This is a genomic window from Arthrobacter sp. FW306-2-2C-D06B, assembly GCF_021789175.1.
Taxonomy (GTDB): Bacteria; Actinomycetota; Actinomycetes; order Actinomycetales; family Micrococcaceae; genus Arthrobacter.
On the sequence record NZ_CP084560.1, the window covers coordinates 3,698,730 to 3,717,880 of the forward strand.

19 protein-coding genes and 1 riboswitch are annotated in these 19,151 nt (G+C 62.2%); of the genes, 3 read left to right on the forward strand and 16 right to left on the reverse strand.

Features of this window, described 5'->3' with window-relative positions:
• Nucleotides 1-33: 33 nt before the first annotated feature.
• Complete coding sequence (locus LFT47_RS17215) at nt 34-1,374, reverse strand: LCP family protein (RefSeq protein WP_236812538.1); 1,341 nt, start codon at nt 1,372-1,374, stop codon at nt 34-36.
• 114 nt (nt 1,375-1,488) lie between these two features.
• Complete coding sequence (locus LFT47_RS17220; RefSeq protein WP_236812540.1) at nt 1,489-3,126, reverse strand: NRAMP family divalent metal transporter; 1,638 nt, start codon at nt 3,124-3,126, stop codon at nt 1,489-1,491.
• A 282-nt stretch (nt 3,127-3,408) separates the two neighbouring features.
• Nucleotides 3,409-3,583, reverse strand: a riboswitch (M-box (ykoK) riboswitch).
• 47 nt (nt 3,584-3,630) lie between these two features.
• Here LFT47_RS17220 and LFT47_RS17225 point away from each other — a divergent pair.
• Nucleotides 3,631-3,990 carry an ArsR/SmtB family transcription factor gene (locus LFT47_RS17225; RefSeq protein ID WP_236812542.1) on the forward strand — a complete coding sequence of 120 codons (360 nt, stop codon included), beginning with the start codon at nt 3,631-3,633 and terminating at the stop codon, nt 3,988-3,990.
• A gap of 86 nt (nt 3,991-4,076) precedes the next feature.
• Here LFT47_RS17225 and LFT47_RS17230 read toward each other — a convergent pair whose 3' ends face one another.
• Nucleotides 4,077-4,886 (reverse strand): ABC transporter permease, encoded by an 810-nt coding sequence (locus LFT47_RS17230; protein WP_236812544.1) that lies wholly within the window; start codon nt 4,884-4,886, stop codon nt 4,077-4,079.
• On the reverse strand, nt 4,883-5,800 hold the full coding sequence (locus LFT47_RS17235) for an ABC transporter ATP-binding protein (RefSeq protein WP_236812546.1): 918 nt from the start codon (nt 5,798-5,800) through the stop codon (nt 4,883-4,885). Before LFT47_RS17235 ends, LFT47_RS17230 begins: the two co-directional genes overlap by 4 nt.
• A 38-nt stretch (nt 5,801-5,838) precedes the next feature.
• Between LFT47_RS17235 and LFT47_RS17240 the strand changes: the two genes are divergently transcribed.
• The gene (locus LFT47_RS17240) at nt 5,839-6,354 is read left to right on the forward strand and encodes a DUF2127 domain-containing protein (protein ID WP_236812547.1); all 516 of its coding nucleotides are present in this window, start codon (nt 5,839-5,841) and stop codon (nt 6,352-6,354) included.
• Between the two features lie 130 nt (nt 6,355-6,484).
• Here LFT47_RS17240 and LFT47_RS17245 read toward each other — a convergent pair whose 3' ends face one another.
• The 8 genes from LFT47_RS17245 to LFT47_RS17280 all read right to left on the reverse strand — a co-directional run bounded on the left by LFT47_RS17245 (nt 6,485) and on the right by LFT47_RS17280 (nt 14,162).
• Nucleotides 6,485-7,264, reverse strand: a complete 780-nt coding sequence (locus tag LFT47_RS17245) for an enoyl-CoA hydratase/isomerase family protein (protein WP_236812548.1) — start codon at nt 7,262-7,264, stop codon at nt 6,485-6,487.
• Between the two features lie 11 nt (nt 7,265-7,275).
• The gene (gene paaE, locus LFT47_RS17250; protein WP_236812549.1) at nt 7,276-8,511 is read right to left on the reverse strand and encodes a 1,2-phenylacetyl-CoA epoxidase subunit PaaE; all 1,236 of its coding nucleotides are present in this window, start codon (nt 8,509-8,511) and stop codon (nt 7,276-7,278) included.
• 10 nt (nt 8,512-8,521) lie between these two features.
• Complete coding sequence (paaD, locus tag LFT47_RS17255) at nt 8,522-9,061, reverse strand: 1,2-phenylacetyl-CoA epoxidase subunit PaaD (RefSeq protein WP_236812550.1); 540 nt, start codon at nt 9,059-9,061, stop codon at nt 8,522-8,524.
• 11 nt (nt 9,062-9,072) lie between these two features.
• Complete coding sequence (gene paaC, locus LFT47_RS17260; protein WP_236818663.1) at nt 9,073-9,975, reverse strand: 1,2-phenylacetyl-CoA epoxidase subunit PaaC; 903 nt, start codon at nt 9,973-9,975, stop codon at nt 9,073-9,075.
• A 62-nt stretch (nt 9,976-10,037) separates the two neighbouring features.
• Nucleotides 10,038-10,367 (reverse strand): 1,2-phenylacetyl-CoA epoxidase subunit PaaB, encoded by a 330-nt coding sequence (gene paaB / locus LFT47_RS17265; RefSeq protein ID WP_236812551.1) that lies wholly within the window; start codon nt 10,365-10,367, stop codon nt 10,038-10,040.
• On the reverse strand, nt 10,364-11,359 hold the full coding sequence (gene paaA / locus LFT47_RS17270; RefSeq protein ID WP_236812552.1) for a 1,2-phenylacetyl-CoA epoxidase subunit PaaA: 996 nt from the start codon (nt 11,357-11,359) through the stop codon (nt 10,364-10,366). The genes paaB and paaA overlap by 4 nt, the downstream gene beginning before the upstream one ends.
• 485 nt (nt 11,360-11,844) lie before the next feature.
• Nucleotides 11,845-12,237 carry a hypothetical protein gene (locus LFT47_RS17275; protein WP_236812553.1) on the reverse strand — a complete coding sequence of 131 codons (393 nt, stop codon included), beginning with the start codon at nt 12,235-12,237 and terminating at the stop codon, nt 11,845-11,847.
• A gap of 224 nt (nt 12,238-12,461) precedes the next feature.
• Complete coding sequence (locus tag LFT47_RS17280; RefSeq protein ID WP_236812554.1) at nt 12,462-14,162, reverse strand: sensor histidine kinase; 1,701 nt, start codon at nt 14,160-14,162, stop codon at nt 12,462-12,464.
• A 251-nt stretch (nt 14,163-14,413) separates the two neighbouring features.
• Here LFT47_RS17280 and LFT47_RS17285 point away from each other — a divergent pair, with 251 nt between their 5' ends.
• Complete coding sequence (locus LFT47_RS17285; protein WP_236812555.1) at nt 14,414-15,256, forward strand: response regulator transcription factor; 843 nt, start codon at nt 14,414-14,416, stop codon at nt 15,254-15,256.
• Nucleotides 15,257-15,287: 31 nt separating this feature from the next.
• Here LFT47_RS17285 and LFT47_RS17290 read toward each other — a convergent pair whose 3' ends face one another.
• The 4 genes from LFT47_RS17290 to LFT47_RS17305 all read right to left on the reverse strand — a co-directional run bounded on the left by LFT47_RS17290 (nt 15,288) and on the right by LFT47_RS17305 (nt 19,024).
• Nucleotides 15,288-15,743 carry an Hpt domain-containing protein gene (locus tag LFT47_RS17290; protein ID WP_236812556.1) on the reverse strand — a complete coding sequence of 152 codons (456 nt, stop codon included), beginning with the start codon at nt 15,741-15,743 and terminating at the stop codon, nt 15,288-15,290.
• A gap of 125 nt (nt 15,744-15,868) precedes the next feature.
• The gene (locus tag LFT47_RS17295; protein WP_236812557.1) at nt 15,869-16,753 is read right to left on the reverse strand and encodes a type II secretion system F family protein; all 885 of its coding nucleotides are present in this window, start codon (nt 16,751-16,753) and stop codon (nt 15,869-15,871) included.
• Nucleotides 16,754-16,761: 8 nt separating this feature from the next.
• Entirely contained in the window at nt 16,762-17,694 is a 933-nt protein-coding gene (locus LFT47_RS17300) for a type II secretion system F family protein (protein WP_236812558.1), read from the reverse strand.
• A gap of 7 nt (nt 17,695-17,701) precedes the next feature.
• A complete protein-coding gene (locus tag LFT47_RS17305; protein WP_442863477.1) occupies nt 17,702-19,024 on the reverse strand; it encodes a CpaF family protein in 1,323 nt (440 codons plus the stop codon).
• Between the last annotated feature and the right edge of the window lie 127 nt (nt 19,025-19,151).

Here is a 19,151-nt window from a genome sequence, read left to right on the forward strand (position 1 = left end):
GAGCCTATCGGAGTGAACTACCTAGACGCTGCGCTATTTCACGCAGGCAATAGCACCGCCTTGGAGCGCCCCGGTGGAATCCGCGTAGACATTGCTCGCAGGTGCTGACGGGGTGGCTGGCGCTGGGGCTGCAGCCCCTGAGGCGGGTGGAGCTTCAGGTGCCGCGGCCGCAGGCGAGGCGGCCGCCGTCGTCGGGGTCGCCGTCGTCGTCGGTGCGGGAGCCGGCGGGACCGGGGTGAGGAGTTCCTTCACGGTTGCCTGCACCTGGTTGACGTCCACGGTGTTGATGGACGCGCCATCCGGGGACCAGCCGAAGCCTGTGATCGGCAGTGTGGAGAAGGAGATGTTGCCCCCGGTCAGCGACGTCGCCTGCTGGGCAAGCTGGATCAGGTTCAGCTCCGAATCAACCACGATATTCTTGCTCACGGCATCCAGGACGCCCTGCATTTTCCCGATATCGGTGAAGGTCCCGGCGTCTTTGAGCTGGTGGGAGACCGAGGCGATGAACGCCTGCTGCCGGCGTTCGCGGTCCAGGTCCGAGAAAAGGTACGTCGGATCGGTGGTATCCCGCCGCTGCCGCACGAACGCCATGGCCTGCCTGGCGTCGATCTGCTGCATGCCCGCTTTGAAGTCGGCCCCGGAGAAGGTGTCCTGCGTGGCCCGGTTGACGCACACGGTGATGGGCGCGATCGCTTGGGCCGTCTGATAGAACGCGGCCATGGTGACTTCGAGGAAGTGGTCGATATGTACGCTGCCCAGGAACTTGGTCACGGTTGCTATTTCGGCTTTGCGCCCGGCGTCGCGCGCCGCCTGGTAGGTGGTGTCGTCGTCGGGCTTTCCCGCGTTGATCAACGAGGTCTTCTCGGCTGCGAAACCGTAGCCGTAGGCCTCCTTGATTTTCGCTTTGAACGGGCCGCTCCCGGGTATGCCGTCCACCTGGACGTAGTCATCCCGGGGAATCGAGATCCCCGCGGCTTTGGAACCGTCCGCCGGGATATGGATGAGCATCAGGACGTTGGAGTTGTAGCCGCCGATATTCTCATCGCCCGCGTGCAAGGCGTCATACATCTCGGGCGGAAGGGGCTTGCCCTTCTCGTCGACCCTTGTATCGAGGCCCATGATCAGGATGTTCGTGTCCTGGCTCAGCTTCGGCACCGCTTGGGGCAGTGTTTTCAGGTCCTTGAGGACATCCGAGCGGTGGACGTTGTTGTTCACCGCAACCGCCGTCGCGCCCACATAGGTGACCGCGACGGCGACCGCCAGGGCCACGGTGGCGGCGACCGCCGTCGCCGAGATCAGGATGACGGACTTGCGCCGCGACTTGCGCCGCAAGTGGCGGGGACCTTGAGAGCTTGTGTGCTGGCCATCATTCATGGAATTCTCCTGTCCCCGCCGCGGTTGGCGTGGTGGCTGGGTCCGCGGCGCGACCAGCGGGTAAGCAGATTGTAATCGGCCATCCGCGTAATGGCCTCGATGACGCGGAAACCATCAGGCGCCAAGTGCTAGCTGGACCACCCGGACGATGACCAGGATCATCGCGATCAGTAGGTAAGTTCGCAGAACCGTCAGGCCGATCCGGTGCCCAGTGGACAGTTTGGGGGCGGTGAGCAGTGCTATCGGGGGCATGCGCCAGGTTGCCCGCTGTGAGCGGTCGACTGCATCGGGGCTCGGCGCTGCAGGGTGGATTCCGCGGTAGACCAGGAACACAACTCCCGCGACGGCGGAGACGGCGGCGCCTCCGATGAGGATGCCCAGGATGGCCTCCGAGCCCATGTCCGGGAACAACACCCCGGCGGTCAGCACCAAGGAAAGGATCACCAGGACCGCGATCACAGCCGAGGTGAAGAAGTTCATGAACCGACCGTTCACCCAAGGTCCCAGCACTTGCTTGTCATTGCAGAGCAGCAGCAGGAACACCGTGGCCGAGGGAAGCAGGACCCCGGCCAGCACCTGGACCCCGACGGTGAGCAAACCCAGAGGGCTGCCCGGGATCAAGACCACAATTGCCGAGAGGAGCAGGACTCCGGCGAACACTGCGTAGAAGCCTTTGGCGTCGGACACTTTCCGGTGCAGGGAGTGCTTGAGCCCCAAAACGTCACCGAGCGCATAGGAGGTGGAAAGCCCGACGGCGGCGGCCCCGATAATCGAGGCATCGATCAGGGCCAGGGCGAACAAGACTCCGGCAACCTTTCCGACGTGCTGTTCGAGCCCGACGGCGACACCCCCGGCGTCGGTGAAGTTGCCGAACTCCGGGGTACCGGCAAACGTCGCCGCCGTGAAGGAAATGATCGCTGCGGCGCCCACGATGACGATGGTGATTCCCAGCCAGAGATCGGCCTTCTCGTACTTCAGGAAGCGGGGAGTGATGCGCTTGTCGATGATGTACGACTGCTGGAAGAAGAGCTGCCATGGCGCCACGGTGGTTCCGACGATCCCGATGATCAGCAACGTCACCGTGGACAGGTCCGCGCCTTTGGGCATGCCGGGTACGACGAAATCGTGCGCGACTTGTCCGACGTCGGGATGGACCATGAAGATGATCGGCACCAGCAGCAGGGACCCGGCCACCAAGGTCAGGCAGACACGCTCGAAGCGCTTGAAGGAACCCGTGCTCGCGGCGCCCACGATCACGGCGGTGGCAAGGAGAATTCCCGGGATCTTGGGGATGCCCAGGTAGTCAAGACCGAGGCTGATGCCGATGAATTCGGTAACGATGGTCAGGGCGTTGAGGATGAACAGGTCGATGACGCTGAACGCGCCCCAGAACTTGCCGAATCGCTCGAGGATCAGGCGGGCATGTCCCACCCCGGAGACGACCCCCAGGCGCAGCACCATTTCCTGGTTCACGTACAGCACGGGAACCAGCAGCAGCAGGGTCCAGAGGAGCGACGTGCCATAGTTCTGTCCGGCCTCGGTGTAGGTGCCGAAAGCGCCGGCGTCGTTGTCGCCGACCATGACAATCAGCCCGGGTCCGATGATCGCCAGCAGGGTCTTCAGGCGTGCTTTGATGCCCGAGCGGGGCTTTTCGTCGTTGACGCGGATGGTGCCGAACGCACCTTTGATATCACCGATGTGAGCTGTGTCCAGGGCTGCGGAGGGCGCTAGCAGGGTCTTGGTTTCGGTCATGATGTACCGGCCTTCTGCCCGGAAACGGGCACAAAAAGTCATGGATAAGCCTCACCGGGGCACGTGGCATGGGCGGGCATTTTTGCGTAAGTGTGGGCACGTACGTGCCGCTTGGATCAGGCTCCGGCGTGCCGGACCGAATCAGCGCAGAGTGTCAGAAGGCTGAAGCGGAGTCCGAAAAACGGGACGGGAGACTGGGTTTATGACCATCGTTCATGATGGAACCGTCACCTCCTGCTGCTGTTGGGCGTGCCGCGGGGAGGGCGGGCATAGAGGCCCGCACATGCCCCTCCTCGTAAGACCTTTGGCACTTCGCGGCGTGAACCCGGACTGTGTCCAGGAGCCAATCGGGACCACCCCTTAATGCCGGGGCGGCCTGTCCTGACCCGGGGCGTCTCTCGACGTTGGGGGTCGCTGGCATGTTTCCGCGAAGGAGCCTCAGCTAACGAACGGCACCTTGCTCAATATATATACCTCATTTTATCCGTATGAAACAATATAAGCATGGATGCAGATAACGCTGTGTGCGGCCGGGAGCCGGACAGCCAGTACGTCGAGCTAGCCGTCGAGGTGTTTGCGATGCTCGCCGACGCCACCCGGGTTCGCATCATTCTTGCACTGCGCGACGGCGAGTTGCCCGTCAACCAGCTGGCCGAACTGGTCCACAAATCCCAGGCAGCGGTGTCCCAGCATCTGGCCAAATTACGCCTCGGGCGTGTGGTCACCACGAGGCAAGCCGGAACCCGCGTGTACTACCGCCTCGCGAACGAGCACGTCCGCCAACTCGTCACCGATGCCATTTTCCAGGCCGAACACTCCCTTGACGGAACACCCCGCCACCACCACGCCGACATCACTGACTAGATGTCGGCCGGGCGTGAGCCGGGCGCCCGCATGGGCGAGCCGCACCGCCGTCGTGGTTTCCCTCTAGCGGCGCTTCCGCCTTTCTGTCACGCTTTGACGTCCTGGCGTGGGAAGACGACGGCGGTCACCACGACGAAGCCGGCAATCCACAGGAGCGCTGCTCCCAGGGCCGCCGGATAACCTTGGAGAGGCGTCGGGCCTACGAGGGGCACGGTGGTCCCCACGATGGTGTTGAACACCCGGCCCGGGAACCACTGGCTGACCTGCGGCAAAACCACCGCGATGATGCCTTCGACCACCAGGATGTAGGCCAGGGCGATCCCGACGGCGGCCGCGACCGAACGGGTGAGCACGGCGATGACCATGCCCAAGGCGCTCACCCCGATGAGGCAAAGCACCTCATTGCCCAAGAACGCCAAGAAGACCTGCAGCCCCTCCGGAGAGGTCCAGGCATCCGTCTGAATCCCCTGTCCCTGAGCGACCACAAGGATGAATGTGCCGCTGATGAGCAGGGTGAGCAGCACCGCGAGCAGCACAAAAAGCACCAGCGCAAGCATTTTGCCCGCCAACCACCGCAGGCGGCGCGGCTCACAGACCAATAGGTTGCGCAGCGTCCCTTGCGACCATTCCGCGGCGAGATTGGCCGTCACCATCACCAGTGCGATGGCAATGATCACGGAGCGGGCTTGGCCAATGATCGAGACCAATCCCTGAGGTGTGGGGAACGCGGCAATCAGGCCGGTCATCTCACGGCCGGTGGCTCCGGATGCGATCTGGTGGAACGTCAAATAAGCGATAAAGGTGCTCACCACCAACATCGCCCCCGCGACCGCCAAAACATTCCAGCGCCGAAACTTGAGCAGTTCGCTGCGAAACGCACGGATCACGGAAATCATGAGCGGTCTCCTTTCAGCAGTGCCAGGAACAGCTGCTCGAGGCTGGCCTCCCTTACTCGGATGGTCAGGTCCGGCGCGCCGGCTTCCGCGGCCTGCCGGTTCAACGTCTCGGCAAAACCGGCAGAACAGGCGATGCGCAAGAGCTGATCCTCCCTCGTGACCGCATAGCCGGCCTCGCCCGCGAGTCTGGCCGCCAGATCCAACTGGACAGCGTCCTGGGCTTCGACCACTACTTCGACGCGTTGGGCCAACAGCTCCCGGGCCGGTCCGCAGAACAGCGCCTTCCCCTGATTGAGCATGATCAGCCAGTCGGTGAGCTGTTCCAACTCACCGAGCAAGTGACTGCTGAGCAAGATGGTTTTCCCCTGGCCGGCCAAACGGCGCAGCATCCCGCGCATCTCGATGATGCCTAGGGGATCAAGGCCATTGGCTGGCTCGTCGAGAATGAGCAGCTCCGGATCGGGCAGCAGGGCCATCGCCACCCCAAGTCGCTGCTTCATGCCCAGCGAATAGGTTCCCGCCCGGTCACGCCCCCGATCGGAGAGTCCCACCACTTCCAGAAGTTCGCTCACGCGGGAACGGGGATAGCCACCAAGGCGGGCGAGCACCTCCAGATTGGTCTGCCCGGAGAGGCCCGGATAGAACGCGGGCGCTTCGACGAGCGGCAGGTAGCGCCCGACTTCAGGGAGCGAGTGGCCCAGAACCGTGGCGCTGCCCGCATCCGGCCGCACCAGCCCCAGGAGAAGGCGAAGGGTGGTCGTCTTGCCTGCCCCATTGGGACCGATAAAACCTGCGATGGCACCCTTGGGCACGCGCATTGTCAGGCCGTCGACGGCGGTATGCCTGCCAAAGTGCTTGCTCAGGCCATGTGTTTCAATGGCGAAGACTCCTGCGGGATCAGAGGAGAGGGACATAAGAAAGAATGTATCTTGAGGTAGCGGAGGGAAGTGTGATGGAAACGAAACCGGCTGAAACAACCCTGCTCGACCGGACATTTCGCGTGAGCCTCATCCTGAAGGGCCTGGACGGTGTCCTGGAACTGATCGGCGGCATCCTCCTCTTAGTGGTCACGCCGAAACAAATCGGAGATCTGGTCCGGTTCCTCACCCAGCACGAACTCGCCCAGGATCCGCACGACTTCCTGGCGAACAGCTTGGTGCACCTGAGCTCCAACCTCTCAGGTTCGGCCACGCTGTTCGGCGCGATCTACCTACTGCTCCACGGCCTCGTCAAAATCGTCCTGGTCTGGGCTGTCCTGAAGGACAAGCTCTGGGCCTACCCGTGGATGATCGCGTTCTTGCTGGTCTTCATCATTTACCAGGGCTATCGGATCGCCGTGGCCTTCTCCTGGGGCTTGGTCCTCCTGACGGCCTTCGACATCTTCATCGTGTGGATCACGGCCCGCGAATACCGACTCCACCGGGCGCGAAATCAACAGCACTCCCCTTCTTCGCGGCCGGCCGACTAAGGGACCGGCTCGCCGTCGAACTTTTTTGTCACCGTGGGTTCGTGGGTGCGGGCCCAGCGCTAGGTTCCGGAACGCAGCAGTGGGACCTCACCCACGATTTCAGCAGACGAGGGCCCTGGCAGGGAGCCTGCTACCCCTTGAAGACCGGTGCCCGCTTCTCCTGGAATGCCCGGAAACCCTCGGCGTAGTCTTCGGTCTTGCAGAGCCGCGCCTGCTCGTCGTTCTCTTCGGACATGGCGGCCCACAAACCAAGGCGCTGATCGCGGATATGGGCCACGAGTTCCTTGCTGGCCGTAAACGCACCGGTGGCACCAGCCGCGACCCGCTCAACGATGATCCGCGTGGCCTCCAGCAAGGCATCATCGGGCATGACCCTGCTGAACATTCCCTGCGCCACAGCCTCGGCGCCGCTGATCAGGTCCGCGGTGTAGATGAGGTCCAAGGTCCGGTGCATGCCCAGGCGTTCGGTGAAGTACCAGTGCCCGCCCGAGTCCAATGTGGCGCCCAGCTTCGCGAACGGCGAACCGAACTTCGCGTTCTCCGCCACGTACACCACGTCCGTGGCGAGCAGCAGGCCGAGCCCGACGCCGAGGCACGCGCCATGCGCGGCCGCGAAGGTCGGGGTGGGGAAGGCTGCCATCTTCTTGAGCAGCGGCTCCACGAGCCCGTTCAAGTACGCCTTCGCATCGTCGCTCTCCGGCGTCACACCGGCAATGTCGCGTCCCGCGCAAAAGGCGCGGCCCTCTCCGCGGATGAGCAGCGCCCGCACCATTCCGCGGGAGGCGGCGGCAGCGGCGTCGTCGTACGCTCTATCCAGTTCCGCGAGGGCTGACTCGTCAAGCGAGTTCAGCTTTTCCGGGGCATTGAGGACAATTTCGGCGATGCCGTTGGCGATGGAGAGCTCGATCATTCGTTTATTCCTTAGACGTCGAAATCGACCGTGACGGATTCACTGGTGGGGTGGGACTGGCACGTCAGCACGTAGCCCTTGTCCAACTCATCCTGCTCCAAGGCGTAGTTCTCGTCCATGCTGACCGTCCCAGAGACCAGTTTGGCGCGGCACGTGCCGCAGACGCCACCGGCGCACGCGAACGGAACGTCCGGGCGGACCCGCAAGGCCGCATTGAGGATGGACTCCCGGGCGTGGGTCGGGCTGGCGACATCGCCGGTCAACCCATCCAGCTTGAAGGTGATCTTGAACGTGTCCTTCGACTCGTCCTCCACAACGGGCCGGCCGGCGTTGCCCTCGGGGCGGTCCGGGCGGCCGGTGGTGAAGAGCTCAAAGCGGACGTGCTCGGGTGCCACGCCACGGGCGGCGAGGGTATCCCGGCACAACTGGACCAGCTCGAACGGCCCGCACAGGAACCATTCGTCCACGTCCTGCGCGTGGATCGCGGTGCCCAGCAGCTGCTGCAGCTTCTCGGCGTCGATACGTCCCGTCATGAGCGGCGCAATGCGCTGCTCGCGCGACAACACGTGGTGCAGCGCCAGGCGCGACGGGTACTTGTCCTTCAGGTCCGCCAGTTCCTCGAGGAACATGACGTCCATGGCGGCCTTGTTGGCGTAGATCAGGTCGAAGCGCGTCTCCGGGTTCGCGGCCAGCAGGGTACGGGCGATCGCGATCACCGGGGTGATGCCCGAACCGGCGGCGATGGCCACGAAGGATCCGGCGTCGCCGAACTCGCCCGCCATGTTCTGCGGATTGTTCATGGAGTTCATGACGTTCTGCTGGACAGTCTTGCCGTCCTTGCCATGCTTGGAAATGAACGCACCCATGGGGCTCATGACGTCGAGGGTGTCGCCGGCCTTGAGTTCCGCGTTCGCCCACGTGGAGAAGATGCCGCCCAGGTCCTTCTTGATGGCCACGCGGATCTCGCTGCTGCCGTCCGCGAAGCTGCGCGGCTCTGCGCAGATGGAGTAGCTGCGGCGGACCTCATGGGGCTCCCCGCTCTCGTCAGGAAGGGTCGTCCGCAGGGCCACGTACTGGCCGGGAAGGTAGTCGTACTGGCCGGCAAGTTCCGCCGGAACATCGAACGTGACCTCGATGGCGTCTTCAGTCAGGCGGCGGACTTCCGAAACGCTGAGGGAATGAAAAGACGCACGACGGCGGCCGGTGGCCTGCGCTTGTTCGGCTGCGGTCTGGCGGACAACGGGCATGTCGGATTCCTTACAGGACTTTGAAGTAGTCGAACGGTTCCTTGCAGTCCTGGCAGACGAAGAGCGCCTTGCAGGACGTGGAACCAAAGCGGGTGAGTTCCTTGGTGTTCAGTGATGAACACTGGGGGCATTTCACGGCGAGGCTGAGCCGCACTTTGCCGGCGTGGCCGCCGGCTGCTGCCCTGCCACTTGGAGGTGCGATGCCGTATTCCTGCAGCTTGGCCTTGCCGTGCTCGGTCATCCAGTCGGTGGTCCAGGCCGGAGCCAGGACGAGCTCGACGTAGACGCTCGGGTAGCCCTCTTTGTGGAACGCGGTCTTGAGGTCATCGCGGATGGCGTCCATCGCGGGACAGCCCGAGTAGGTCGGCGTAATGGTGACCTGGACCGCGGGGACCAGCCCGCCGTCGTCGAACAATTGGACGTTCCGGAGGATCCCCAGATCCTCGATGCTGAGGACGGGAATCTCCGGATCGCAAACCGTGGCAGCAATCCCCCAGGCCTTCTGCTCGGCGGTTTGCTTGGTCTGTGTTGGTGTTTCTTGAAGGAACATGTCCACCACCGTCACCAGCTTGCGCCGGGGTGTTCGCGGGCCAGCACCTGCATCTCGGCGAGCAGGTAGCCCAAATGCTCGGAATGCTTGCCCTGGCGTCCGCCACCCAAGGATTGCGGGATACGTTCGAGATTGAGTTCCTCGTCAAGGCCGGCTTCGCTCAGGATTTCGCCCGTGAGCTGGTCGAAGTCCGCGCGGAGGCTGGAGGGCTGCACGCCTGCTCCGCTTTCAGCGAGGCGGGCCGTGAGCTCGTCGTCTTCGAAGAGTTCTTCGACGTAGGGCCAGACGAGCTTGAACGCCCGGACGATACGACGGCGGGACTCTTCCGTGCCGCCGGCAAGCCGGAGGACCCACTGCGCGCTGTGGTCGCGGTGGTAGTCGACCTCTTTGAGGGCCTTCGCCGCGATGGCTGCGATGGTGGCATCCGTGGATCCGGTCAGCCGCTTGTAGAGCTCGAACTGGTAGTAGCTCACGATGAATTGCCGGGCGATGGTGACGGCGAAGTCACCGTTGGGCTGCTCGAACAGGTGGGCGGAGCGGAATTCGTGCTCCCGGCGGAAGTACGCCAGATCGTCCTCGGACTTGTCCCATGCCGCGCCGGCGTAGGTGAGGAAGGAACGGGCGTGGCCGAGCTGGTCGAGCGCGATGTTGCCGAGGGCGACGTCTTCTTCGAGCTCCGGGGCACGGGAGATCCAGTGACCCAGGCGCTGCGCGAGGATCAGGCCGTCGTCGCCGATGCGCAGTGCGTATTCCGCGACGTCTTCGCTTGGCTTGACTTGTCCCTTGCGGATCTCGAGCGCGATGTCCTCGGGGCGCAGGGCGTTCCCGGGGGTGATGCGGGTGGCGCTTGCGGAACCGTCTCCGGAGGCACCTGCTCCCTTGACTCCGACGGAAATGTCGCCGTGGCCCTCGATGGCGAAGTCTTTGTTTTCGTTTGCGTTTGCGTTTGCGTTTGCGTTTGCGTTTGCGGGGGCGGTCACAGGTGCTTCACGCCTTCGCTCTTGGTGTAATACGTCGCGTGGCGGTAGTCCTTGCCCTGCGGGGACTCGAAGAAGGAACCCTTGGAATCCGGGTCGCTCGAGGAAATCGCATCGGCCGGGACCACCCAGATGGACACGCCCTCGTTGCGACGCGTGTAGAGGTCACGGGCGTTGCGCAGCGCCATCGCCGCGTCGGGAGCGTGCAAGGATCCGGCATGGACGTGGGACAAGCCGCGGCTTGAGCGGACGAAGACTTCCCAGAGGCTCCAGGGAGTTTCGTGGGGTGCGTTGGCTTCGTTGGCCGGTGGCGTGACTGGGGTGCTCATGCTGCGTATTCCTTCTCTGCTTGCTTGCGGGCGTACTCGGCGGCCGCTTCGCGGACCCAGGCGCCGTCGTCGTGCGCTTCACGGCGGCGCTCAAGCCGCTGCGCGTTGCAGGGACCCTTTCCGGCGAGAACGTCTTTGAACTCGTTCCAGTCCAGGGGGCCGTGCTCCCATTTCTTGGTTTCATCGTTGAAACGGATGTCCTTGTCCGGGAGCGTGAGGCCCAGGACCTTGACCTGCTCCACCATCATGCCCACGAAGCGGCTGCGGAGCTCATCGTTGCTGAACCGCTTGATGTTCCAGGCCATGGACTGCTTGGAGTTGGGTGAATCGTCGTCGGGCGGGCCGAACATCATCAGCGCCGGCGCATACCAGCGGTTGACTGCGTCTTGGGCCATCTGCTTCTGCGCAGGCGTGCCGTTCGACAGTTCAAGGAGGATCTCGAAACCCTGGCGCTGGTGGAACGACTCTTCCTTGCAGATGCGCACCATTGCGCGTCCGTAGGGGCCGTAGGAAGCACGGCACAGGGGAACCTGGTTGCAGATCGCGGCACCGTCGACGAGCCAGCCGATCGCGCCCATGTCCGCCCAGGAAATCGCGGGGTAGTTGAAGATGGACGAGTACCGGGCCTTGCCGGCGATCAAGTCGCTGGTCATCTTGTCCCTGCTTTGGCCGAGGGTTTCCGCGGCCGAGTAGAGGTACAGGCCGTGGCCCGCCTCGTCCTGCACCTTCGCCATGAGGATGGCCTTGCGCTTCAGGCTCGGAGCCCTGCTGATCCAGTTGGCTTCCGGCTGCATGCCGATGATCTCCGAATGCGCATGCTGCGAGATCTGGCGGAGCAGGGTCTTGCGGTAAGCCTCCGGCATCCAGTCGCGGGGTTCGATGCGCGAGTCCTCGGAGATGATGCGGTCAAAGTACGCCTGACCGGCCTGTTCCCGCTCAAGCTCTTCGGGGGACAGCTCAGCGGGCACAGACTGCAGATTCTGCGATGCCATGGTTGCTCCTAAATATTTACCGACCGTTCGTTCAGAATATGCGGAAGGCGCGAGATGCGTCAAGCGTTCGGGCCGGTTGGTGCGGCGCCTCCACAACGCGCGCTCACATATATGCCCCTCTCCCCCGACGCGCGCTCACATATATGCCCCTCTCCCCCGACGCGCGCTCACATACAGGGCCAATTGCCGATACGCGCGCTCAGATCATCTGAGCGAGCGTCGGGGGAGAACACTGCAAAGGTGAGCGGGGGTCGGTCCGGGAGGGCTTGTTTGTGAGCGAGCGTCTGAGGGGGAACGACACAAAGGCGAGACGACGGCGAAACGGGACTGCCGCCGTCGGGCGCTAACGAACCGCTGCGGGCACATCGACCGGAACGCTCGCTCAGATATATGGCCAAACGCCGGAACGCTCGCTCAGATCATCTGAGCGAGCGTCGGGCCGGAAGGGCTTGTTTGTGAGCGAGCGTCGGGAGGAGGCGTGGCACTCAGGCCGCGGCCGATACCGGGACCAAGGCGGGTCGCGGTGTCAGTTGCTTCCGCGCCCAGCGGGCAAGCTTCTTGCCTTTGCCCTTCCACCAGTTGTCCTCGTCCTTATCTTGGTGCCAGCGGAAGATGATCATCACAATCACGAAAACGCCCATGGCCACGTCCGCCCAATTCCATTGGATTGCCTTGGCGAGCACACTGACGCCCATGACAAGAATCGACGGCACCGCCAAGGTCTTGAAGATGGTGTTGGCGACATAACGCCGATGCGACCGCGGCACGGACACGGCGCGGACCATGTCGAAACACACGCATACCACCACCATTGCCTGGCCCAAGTCCATCAGAATGAGCCCGGGCAGCGAGCCGGCGAACATGGAAGCGGATTCCATCCCCGCGCTCAACGGACTGCCCCCGTAGCTATCGGACGCGGAAAGGACACAACAGGATTGCAGGAAACACACATACGAATGACCCCCAGAGATCAGGAACTGCATTGAGACCAACTGCGTTCCATTCAATCTGGCGGCTCCGGGGCCGGTCACGAGTAATGGGTACTCTACTTTGCGCGGCTGACTACTTGCACGGCGGGCAGTTACCCGGTCCGGCGGCCGGCTTAATACACTGCCGGGGCTTCTGTCTGCGACGGTTCCGGGGGCGAACCAGCCGGCAGCGCCACAGTGAAGGTGCTTCCAGCGCCGGGCTTGCTGCTGCAGGAGATGCGGCCGCCATGGCGTTCCACGATGGACTTGGTAATGGACAATCCAAGTCCGACGCCCGGAATCGCGGCCTGACGGGCGGCGGTTGTCCGAAAGAACCGGGTGAAAATCCTGGCCGACTCGTCCTTCGTCATGCCCATCCCCGTGTCCTTCACTTCAAGCCGGACCCATCCGTCGTTCCGCTCTGCCCTGATCGTCACGAGTCCGCCACCAGGCGAATACTTGATGGCGTTGGATACCAGATTGTCCAAGGCCTGTCCCAGCCTCAAGGGATCGGCGTTCGCCCACAGGGGTGCGGGAACGTCGGCGACGAGGCCCACGTGGGCGGCGTCGGCCTGCGCTCGTGCAGAAACCAAACTGTTTTCGACCAGCCCGGCCAGATCCGTGCGCCGCAGATGCACGCTCTCTACCGCCGCAGCTGACGAGAGCAGATCCTCCACTAAGGCCCGGAGCCGCTCGGCATTCCGCTCCGCAACTTCCAAGCCAAGCCTTGTTGCTGGTTGGAGTTCTTGGGCGCCGCGCAGCACAAGATCGATGTTGCCCAGGATCGATGTCAACGGTGATCCGAATTCGTGCGAAACGTTGGCAACCAATTCGTCCTTGGCCGCGAGTGCATCGACTACATCCGTCACGTCCTTGAAAACGATCACCGCACCCGCAAATCCGTCGTCGAGCTCGCTTTTCATACTCCGTGCGGCGGTTGAGACGGCCCGTTGGTCGGTGCCGGCGCCGAACCAAAGCAGATAGTCCGAAAATGTTTCCCCTTGAACGGCCCTCCGAACAGGGCCCTTTTCAAGCTGAATCGGCGTCCGCCTGTCTTGGCCGAAAACCAGCCAGTCTTGTTCCGCGGGCCCTCGCGAGCCTTCCGCGGGCATTGCCATCTTGAGGAATGCCTTTTGTTGGTTGTTGATCAGGAGGGTTTCGCCCTGCGAATCGACGGCGACAATTCCGACGTCGATCGTGTCCAGGATTGTCTTGAGCAGTGTTTCCCGCTCCCTGCTTGCAGCCAACAATTGCCGCAGGGCCTGATCCCGCTGGCTTACCCTCCGTTGCTGGAGACGTGCATTTGAGCCAGCCAAACGAATGGAGACTGCCATTGCGAACATCATGAGGGGCAAAAGCAGCACCGAAGAAATGTCCGACGCAGTGGGACGGGGCAAGTGCGAAACCACTGGTGGAAACGCAATGACGAAAGGACCAACAAAGCTGAGGATCAGGCTTGTCTTGGAAAGCATGCCCGAGGCAGACAACCAGATCACCGGAAAGATAGCCAATGTGATGAGGCCGGGTATCGCGCTGAAAGCGCCGTTTCGCGTGAACCAGAGGGCAACAAAATCTAATATAGGGATCGTCAGGCTTGCGCTCGGTGCCATTCTCTCCCAAGGGACCAGCAAGCAGCCCAGGAACAGGACGCCGTGGAGAACGACTCCGGTAACGAACAACCAATTTTGGGTTAACCCCGGCCAAACAGTAGGTGCCGCGATTGCCAAGCCCGCGATGATGAGCGTTAGCGGCAATTCACAGACAGCCAGCCGGGCGCGAGGCGTGAGTTTCCTGAAGAAACGGGAGGCCGCGCGGAAAAATGGCTGCTCACTCAAAGTCGAGACCCTTCCTTGGAGATTCGCGAGCATTTACTGATCCACGCGATTCCCGAAGGAACCGCCCGGAGTCCACTATTCCCCCAAGGAACCACAATACGACGACCCGGACGATCAAACTGGAAGTTCGGAGCCACGCTAATCCACATATTAGATGCCAGATGGCTTTAATGCTTGTATCGTGAGTATTTGGGTGGCATTTACCGCATTGCGCTGGGCTGTGCGGCGATGTGCGCCCTCAAGGATGTCCAATGAGCGAGCCTGGGGTAGCTGTAGTCATTGAGGATGACGAAGACGTACGAAATCTGGTTGACGCCATCCTCAAAGAAGCTGGATTTGTGGTGCACTCTGCCGCCACCGGACGCGAAGGCGTGGAAGTGGTGCGGGATCACCATGCCTCCGTGGTGACGCTCGACGTCGGGCTTCCGGATATGGACGGCCACGAGGTGCTCCGTCGGATTCGGCAATTCAGCGACGCATATGTCGTGATGCTGACGGCCAGGCGCGACGAGCCGGACACGCTGACGGCTTTCCTCACCGGCGCGGACGACTACGTCAAGAAGCCGTTCTTGCCTCGCGAATTGAGGGCCCGGGTCACTGCCATGATGCGGCGGCCACGCGCGGAAGGCAGGCTTGCGTTGCCGGAGGAGGGTTACGGGGGTTCGGCCCGTTCGGCCGGGCCCGACGGCGGTTCGGCCCGTTTTGACGGGGGTGCTTACAGGGCCGGTTCAGCCGGGGCCGGTTCGCCCGGGGCCGAGCAAGCGGTGATCAAGCACAATGGCTTGGCCCTGAACTACAAAACACGCACGGTGACGCTTCAAGGTTCGGCCGTGACATTGACGAGAAGCGAGTTCGATCTGCTCTTCGACCTGCTTCGGGCCAAAGGCGAGGTGCGGACGCGCGCCGACCTCGTGAGGGCAGCGCGGGGCGACTACTACGACGACGATGCGTACATCAGCGACGCCGACGAACGCGCCGTAGAGACCCACATCGGGAACCTACGCCGAAAGCTTCGCGAAGATCCACAATCGCCGCGCTTTCTACAGACTGTCCGGGGAGTCGGCTATCGGCTGACCCCGAAAAGATCGGATTAGGCGAGCCGACGTCGGATTAGGCGAGCCGACGTCAATCGTTCCGGAGGACGTAACTGTCCTTTAGTTCCTGGACAGTCAAGTGCCCGCATTCAGCAAGTTCCTTGAGCAGGGGCCGGGCCTCACGCAATTCACGTTTTCGAATGCGTTCCTCCATTTGCGCTGCAAGTACTGCGAGGCGAACACCGCCAACCATGACGGAAGAAGTCCGGAGGCTCAGCACCGCGTTTAGGGCCGCGGCCACGTCGCCGCGCTCGACGGCGGTCGCCAGGATTTCGTATCGCTTGGCCCAGAGTTTTGCGAAGTCGCCGGCAAACGTGCGTGCGACCAGCGGATTGTCCACTTGATCTTCCAGGAGTTGGAACTCCGCGAGGTCCAGTATGGGATGTTCGGTAAGCGGGACGACGGGCAGCCCATTGGAGTCGTCGACCGAGCCCGGATGGCTCGGATCTGAATCCTCGTTGACCTCGCTGGAACCTGAACTGAACATAGCCCAATGCTACTTTCTGAATTCCGGAAAAACCGAACTTATGGCTATCTTAAGGAAATCTTAGGCCTTTCTTGACTTACCCGGTTTCATCGTCCGCACCCAATTCAGAGAATGCGCTATTGCGCTTAGCCTCCACTGAAGGTGGCTATGGCGTTGATGACAGCCGGCCCCAGGATGGCGATGAACAGCACGGGGAAGATAAAGAGGAGAAGCGGGAAGAGAACCATCACCGGAAGCTTCATCGCCTTCTCTTCGGCGCGTTGTCGGCGCTTGACCCGCATCACCTTCGCCTGGACCCGCAGGACCCGACTGATGGCAATGCCGTATGTGTCTGCCTGAATGACGGCCTGCACGAAGCTTCGAAGCTCCGGAACGTTGGTGCGTTCAGCCAAGGCCAGATAGGACTCGCGACGGCTCCGTCCAACCTGCATGTCCTGCAAAGTCCGCACCAGCTCCTCGGCCAGGGGCCCCTTCCCATTTTCGCCTGCCCGGGCCATGGCTCCTTCAAAACCTAGGCCCGCCTCGACCGATATCAGCATTTGGTCCATGGTATTTGCGAGTTCCAATTGCAAGGCCTTTTGACGCTCTTGTCCTTTGCTGTACAGCATTAGGTCCGGGATAAAGTATCCAAGCAGTACAACAAATATCCCCACGAGCTTAAGTAATCCGCTCGAGCTGTTAGCACTGATCAAAAACCCAAAAAGTGCGCCGAACAATCCGAGCAGGGGTTTGGCTGCGAGGACGCGCCCCAAAGGGAGCGACGGCGGACGGCCTGCCAACGAGAGCAACCGATCGAGCTTCTGGACGTAACTGACGGGGGTCAGGCGGTACCCCATGAGCTCGAGTGCACCACCACGATTTTGTGGACCGGTCTCGGCAATGTCTTGACCCCGAGTCAAGAGCACCCGGACGGCACGTTGGGCTTTGCGGTCAACCGACAGGAATGACCAGGCAAGGTAGGCGATCGGCAAAGGAACCAGGAGGAGGGAGACAAGGAGGGAGGGATTCACGGGTCACCTCAAAACTTCAAGTCGATGATCTTGCGCATCCAGAGACCGCCGATCGTCATGAGAATGACTGACAAGCCGATCATTCCCCAACCAAGCGGATGGGTGAACATCACGTTCATGTAGCCGGGGTTGACAAGCAAGAGCATTGTGACGATGCCGAACGGAAGCGCCATCAGGATGTATCCCGAGAACTTTCCTTCCGCGGCCAAGGATTTGATATGGCCCTTGATCTCGCTGCGTTCGCGTATGGTCTCGTTGACTTGGTCCAAGACCTCCGCAAGGTTTCCGCCCACCTCGCGGTTGATTTGGATGGCTTGCGCTATCCACACAAAGTCCTCGCTCCGCATTCGCTCCGCTGTGTCGGTGAGCGATGCCTCAAGATCGCGGCCAAGGCTTGTCTCCGTAATAATCCGGCGCATTTCCTCGGAGGTCGGACTGGCAGATTCCGTGGCGGCAGCGTCGATGGCACGGAGGATGCTGTGCCCTGCCCGTAAGCCCCCAGCCAGTAGTTGGAGGGTGTCCCCCAGCTGTGCATCGAACTTCGCACGCCTTTTGCCGGCCAGGGAGCTCACGATGAGCCGTGCCACGAAGGGCGCCGGGATAAAGAACAGGAAGGCCACCAACGGACCGCCGATGACCAGCCCGATCAAGGCACCCACGAATGCACCGGCAATGACAAGGATGAAGAAATCCGCCTGGCTCATGCGCAGCCCGGCATTCTCCAGTTGTTCCCGGTTGAAGAGCCGGACGTTGCGCCTGGTCAACACCCCATGGACTGCATCGGCGGCAGAACCTGCAAAACGCGTCAGCTGCGAGCCCGCGCCTACGTGGTAGGGACGCCGTCGATCGAACGGAACTTCCGGGGTTTTCGGCAAGATCACGGCCACACCGAGGAGCAGGATGGCCGAAAACATCAAGGCCATTCCGGTCAAGAGGATCATGTTCCGTTCACGTCCTTGCTGCTGTTGCTGTTGCCAAGGGCGCGGCAAAGACCCCGGGAGATACATGAATGCCCAAGTCATCGAAGCGATCGATGAAGCGCGGACGGATTCCCGTTGGGACGGGCCTTCCGAGAAACCTTCCGTGAGCGTCGACGCCCGCCGAGTAGTCGAAAACGAATGCATCCTGGAGGGTGACAATGTCGCCTTCCATGCCTTGGACCTCAGTCACGTGCGTGATTCGGCGCGTTCCGTCCCGCAACCGGGAGATCTGGATGATGAGGTTCACGGCGGATGCTATTTGCTCGCGGATTGCGCGCAATGGCAGGTCCATGCCTGCCATGAGCACCAGGGTTTCGAGGCGCGCCACGGCGTCGCGAGGAGAATTTGAGTGCACCGTGGAGAGGGAACCGTCGTGGCCGGTGTTCATGGCCTGCAGCATGTCGAGGGACTCTCCACCGCGGACCTCGCCGACGACGATCCTGTCCGGACGCATACGAAGCGAGTTCCTGAGCAACTCCCTAATGGTCACCGCACCTTTGCCCTCGGTGTTCGGTGGCCTGCTCTCAAGCCTGACCACATGTTGCTGCTGGATCTGCAGTTCTACGGCATCCTCAATGGTGACGATGCGGTTGTCTTCCGGGATGAAAGACGAGAGCACATTCAACAACGTCGTCTTGCCGGTTCCAGTACCTCCGGAAACAATGATGTTCAGCTTCGCCTTGACGCACGCATTGAGGAGCTCCGCCATTTCGGGCGTGAGCGTTCCGAAATCAATCAGGTTCCTGATGGTCAACGGCACTTTGCTGAATTTTCGGATGGTCAGCGACGAGCCGCCCACCGCAAGCGGTGGGATCACGGCGTTGACTCGGGAGCCGTCCTCAAGTCGCGCGTCAACGAGCGGGGACGACTCATCGATCCTGCGCCCCACCTGTGAAACGATGCGTTCGATGACTCTCCGGAGATGGTCCTCGGAGCTGAATCCGGAGTCCGTGAGGGTCAGTTTGCCTTTTCGTTCGACGTAGATCTGGTCCATCCGGTTGACCATGATTTCGGTGACTTCCGGGTCGTCCAGCAAGCGTTGGAGCGGCCCATAGCCAAGGACGTCATCCGCCACGTCCGCGACCAGCCGGCTGCGCTCGTCCGCGGACAGCGGAACCTGTTCGGCGTCGATGATCCGGGTGAGTTCTTCCCGCGCAGTTGACCGCAACTCATGCTCGCTGACGCTCGAGTCGTTGAACCTCGCCCCCAACCGTTCGAACAACGCTGTGGCTGCGCGCACCTTGAGGGCAGCGAAGGCGTCCACGGGTTGCTGGGCCCTGAGCTTCGGCATGTCAGGGACGTCAGACAGCTTGACTGAAGTGTGGGACTTCATGGCGCTGGCGGGCTTCCCCGCGGGAATCGGCCGGACATGCTGCGTCGAGTCAGCGAATGTCGGTTGAGGGGTCGAGGGCGCGCTC

Bases quoted from the DNA above. Each gene is read 5' to 3' on its own strand.
- paaA (WP_236812552.1), bottom strand. From the start codon at position 11,359: ATGGCATCGCAGAATCTGCAGTCTGTGCCCGCTGAGCTGTCCCCCGAA.
- paaE (WP_236812549.1), bottom strand. From the start codon at position 8,511: ATGCCCGTTGTCCGCCAGACCGCAGCCGAACAAGCGCAGGCCACCGGC.
- LFT47_RS17225 (WP_236812542.1), top strand. From the start codon at position 3,631: ATGGATGCAGATAACGCTGTGTGCGGCCGGGAGCCGGACAGCCAGTAC.
- LFT47_RS17215 (WP_236812538.1), bottom strand. From the start codon at position 1,374: ATGAATGATGGCCAGCACACAAGCTCTCAAGGTCCCCGCCACTTGCGG.
- LFT47_RS17290 (WP_236812556.1), bottom strand. From the start codon at position 15,743: ATGTTCAGTTCAGGTTCCAGCGAGGTCAACGAGGATTCAGATCCGAGC.
- LFT47_RS17220 (WP_236812540.1), bottom strand. From the start codon at position 3,126: ATGACCGAAACCAAGACCCTGCTAGCGCCCTCCGCAGCCCTGGACACA.
- LFT47_RS17275 (WP_236812553.1), bottom strand. From the start codon at position 12,237: ATGGAATCCGCTTCCATGTTCGCCGGCTCGCTGCCCGGGCTCATTCTG.
- LFT47_RS17285 (WP_236812555.1), top strand. From the start codon at position 14,414: ATGAGCGAGCCTGGGGTAGCTGTAGTCATTGAGGATGACGAAGACGTA.
- LFT47_RS17305 (WP_442863477.1), bottom strand. From the start codon at position 19,024: ATGCCGAAGCTCAGGGCCCAGCAACCCGTGGACGCCTTCGCTGCCCTC.
- LFT47_RS17300 (WP_236812558.1), bottom strand. From the start codon at position 17,694: ATGATCCTCTTGACCGGAATGGCCTTGATGTTTTCGGCCATCCTGCTC.
- LFT47_RS17245 (WP_236812548.1), bottom strand. From the start codon at position 7,264: ATGATCGAGCTCTCCATCGCCAACGGCATCGCCGAAATTGTCCTCAAT.
- LFT47_RS17240 (WP_236812547.1), top strand. From the start codon at position 5,839: ATGGAAACGAAACCGGCTGAAACAACCCTGCTCGACCGGACATTTCGC.
- paaD (WP_236812550.1), bottom strand. From the start codon at position 9,061: ATGTTCCTTCAAGAAACACCAACACAGACCAAGCAAACCGCCGAGCAG.
- LFT47_RS17235 (WP_236812546.1), bottom strand. From the start codon at position 5,800: ATGTCCCTCTCCTCTGATCCCGCAGGAGTCTTCGCCATTGAAACACAT.
- LFT47_RS17230 (WP_236812544.1), bottom strand. From the start codon at position 4,886: ATGATTTCCGTGATCCGTGCGTTTCGCAGCGAACTGCTCAAGTTTCGG.
- paaB (WP_236812551.1), bottom strand. From the start codon at position 10,367: ATGAGCACCCCAGTCACGCCACCGGCCAACGAAGCCAACGCACCCCAC.